The following is a 3,333-nucleotide window of genomic DNA, read 5'->3' as shown; positions in this document are numbered from 1 at the left end:
CCGGACGCCGCGCCGGACGCCGCGCCGGACGCCGTGCCGGACGCCGTGGAGGACGACGGGGTGGATGCCGCTTCGGCGCCGGGCCCGGTGGGGGTGGTATCCTGCGTCATGGCGCGGTCGCTAGTTTTCCGCATTCTGGATCTGCTGGTGGATTTCATCCACCGCCGCCAGAATGTCGAACGGCGGATTCCAGCCGATCAGCATGGCCATGCGCAGGTTGATGGCAAGGCCCAGCGGGCCTTCGAACACCTGGCTCACCTCGCGCGGTTTCGCGCCGTTGATGACCTTTTGCACGGCCTCGGCCTCGAACAGGCCCACGTCGTCGAAGCTGGCCTGCGCAAGGCTGAGCAGCACGCCCAGCTTGGTTTCTTCCGGCCCGCTCTGCGAAAAGGTGGGAACGCCCGCGCGGATCACCGGCTGCAACAGCTCGACCATGCGCTTGCCCTGCATGCCCGTGTTGACCGTAAGGTAGACGGCGTCGGACGTTCTGGACAGGGTTTCCACGCACTGGAGCAGGTTGCCGAAGGCCACGTCCAGGTCGGGCACGTCGAAGCGGGCGGGGCACGGCACGACGGTGAAGCCCAGTTCCGCGGCGGTGCGCTCTATGACCGGCATGGCGATGGACGCGCGCCCCTCCGGGGTATCGTCGAAGGGCACGCCCAGCCGCTTGAACTTGAACACGTCGTGGAACACCGCCAGCTGGCGCTCGTAGCGGCCCGGCTCCAGTTGGGCGTGCACGTGGTCGTGGCCGGAATCCTCCACCGACTTCACGATGCCCGCGCCCACGGCGTCGGTGACCGACATGGAAAAGGTGGGCACCGCGTGGTCGTCGGTGGCCATGTCCAGCCCGGCCCAGGTGCCGTAGGCAAAGATCATGTCCACGTCACCGCGCTCGCGGATGCGCCTCAGCAGCTCGGCCCGGTTGGCCGCCCGGCGGGCCGGGTCCCAGTCCGCCGTGTAGTAGCCGTCGGCCAGGAATTCGATGCGCCCGCCGTTGGCGTGGGCGGTCAGCCATTGCCACATCTCGCGCGTGCTTTCCGTGCCTTGCGGCACCGGCACGTTGCCGTCGGGAATGAGGCCAAGGCGCGCCAGCCCGCGCACCGTGCCCGCCAGTATCTGCTGATAGTCGGTGTACGGGCCGCCCTCTATGTAGGCCACCCGCCACACCCTGGCGTTTGCTTCCGGCGCGGCGGCCCGCGCGGGCAACGCCGCCATGCAGCAGCATGCCGCCAGCATCAGGATGCGCACCATCCGGGCGGACACCACCCGGGCGGACACCATCCGGGCGCACAGCATGTGGGCGGACACCATCCGGGCGCGCGGCCCCCAACCAAGTCCCGTCATGCGCATCTCCCCAAAACCGCGCCCCGGCAAGGGGCGCGGCGTTTCATTCCGTCCGTGCGGCATTGGCCGTCCGGGGGCGGCTAACGTCCCCATTGATTCTGGCTGAAGACCACATCGCAATCCTGAGGCTGGACGGTAACGCTCCCTTCCCCGGCGCGCATGGACATATGCAGTTCTCCGCACATACCCATGCCGGGCGTCGGCAGCCCCTCCGGATCAAACTCGCCGTACTGCATGTTGATGGCCACGGTGGCCGTGTAGCTGCCGTCCTGGCGAGTGACAAGCGAAATGCGGTTGCCCTCCGCCAACCGTGTGCCCTGCCCGGTCAGCACGGCCATGGTCAACTCCTGGGTGCCGGGTTGCGTGGAAAGCCCGGTCAGCACCATGGGCACCACCCCCTGATGCAGCGAACGGCTGATGTCGGCCGCCATATCGACGCTGGGGAAGGCATCCGCGAAGTTGCGCAGGGCCTGCTCCATGGCCGCCGGATCCTGCGTGCCGGTGGCGCCGTACCGGTGCCCGTCCAGCATGATGCCGTTGCGGAAGAAATCCTTCAGGAAATCGGCACCGAATTTGGAAAGGTACTGCTGCTGAAACTCCTGGGAAACATCGGCGATGGGCAGGCTGCTGCCGTGGCGCGCGGCTTCCTTCGTCATCTCCGCGGCCACCTGCTGCCCCAGAAGCGCCGTATCCACCTGGGGCTGCGTTTCCATTTTTCCCACGCCATGCACGTTGGCGGGAAGCGCCGCGCGCACCTGCGCCATGTTCAACTGGCCCACGCCCGGCGTTTCAAGCAGCAGTGAGCGGTCAACGCCGCGCACCCCGGCCGTTCTGATCAGGGTGTCCAGCACATGGACCGCCGCCTCCGTGTCGTTGGCGCGGCGTCTGTCGCCCGGGTCGCTCTGGGCCAGGGCAAAACGGCAGGCCTGAAATTCGCTGCCTATCTGCGAAAAGCCGTCCAGCAGCGCCTGCGCGCCCTCACGGGTAGTCACACCGGCCAGTTGCAGCCCGGCGCCGATGGCAAAGGCCCGCACGGCGGTCACTTCATCGGCGCCTTCAAGGCCCGGTCGCAGGGCGGGGCGCATGGGATCGCCGTTGGGTATCTCCACCGCCTGCGCCGTCGCGTCGGTGATGGCGCGCAGGGTTGTGGCGATGGCCTGTGCATTCTGGCCACCCGCCACCAGTTGCCCCACCGCCTGCGAAACCTGGGGCAGGCATTCGCACAGCGCCTGCGCCATGGCGGTATTGATGGTGAACGGTGCGCTGAGCACCATTGCCCTGGCCGCCGCCTTCTGCTCCGCGCTCAGTTGCGCGTCGTCGATCACCTGCACCGAGTCCAGGAACGCGCCGACAACCTTGTCTGCCGCAGCAGCCGCCTCTTCTGCGGTGGGTGGATGCGTGTTGACGATCTTGAACGCGGTTTCGAACTTGGCCTTCAGGCGCGAGTGCAACTTGTCGAGGTCTGCCGGGGCGAAATCGAATTCCATGCCGCGCGCCTGCATGGCCGTGCGCAGCCGCTGGCACAGCGGGGCATTGGCCGTTGCATGGCCGCCGACCTCTTCCAGCCGGGCGGCAAGGGATGCGTCAAGCCGCGCCAGTCCGCGCATGCGGCAGACCTCGCCCAGCATTTCGCGGGCATCGGCAATGCCGGGCGCGTGCATGCCGTGCCGCTCGCCCCACTGGCGGCACTTGGCGCGGAAGGCATCCATGACGGCGCCGCGGTCTTCCGCCGTGGGGGCCACGTCCCCCATGCCGAAGCGGGTGTATCGTTGCGTGAAGATGGCGTCGAACTCGCCGGCCAGGTGATCCTGCAGGCCGGTGATGTTGATGTCGAGGTTGGCCGACTGTGCCTGTTCCTCGCTGGTCCACTTGATGACGGTATCCAGCACCTGGGCTGCCGCCCTGCCGGAAAGCGGCCTGCCCGGCGCTGCCTGCGCGGAAAGCAGCCGCTGGGCCACGTCCAGCGCCGCGTCGCTCACGTGCGCGGCG

General features: G+C 68.1%; 2 protein-coding genes. Both read right to left on the bottom strand.

Translation table 11 applies throughout. The features are described 5' to 3' along the window. Positions 1-120: 120 nt before the first annotated feature. On the bottom strand, positions 121-1,344 hold the full coding sequence (locus FVW20_RS10440; protein ID WP_231039027.1) for an ABC transporter substrate binding protein: 1,224 nt from the start codon (positions 1,342-1,344) through the stop codon (positions 121-123). A gap of 80 nt (positions 1,345-1,424) precedes the next feature. Then, the coding region (locus FVW20_RS10435) for a hypothetical protein (RefSeq protein WP_196609449.1) at positions 1,425-3,333 on the bottom strand (1,909 nt) is incomplete at its 5' end.

The sequence above is a fragment of the Nitratidesulfovibrio oxamicus genome, from assembly GCF_015731765.1.
GTDB lineage: Bacteria > Desulfobacterota > Desulfovibrionia > Desulfovibrionales > Desulfovibrionaceae > Cupidesulfovibrio > Cupidesulfovibrio oxamicus.
The sequence above is the reverse complement of the archived record's forward strand: the minus strand, read 5'-3'. Positions and strand labels throughout refer to the sequence as shown.

Bases quoted from the DNA above. Each gene is read 5' to 3' on its own strand.
- FVW20_RS10440 (WP_231039027.1), bottom strand. From the start codon at position 1,344: ATGACGGGACTTGGTTGGGGGCCGCGCGCCCGGATGGTGTCCGCCCAC.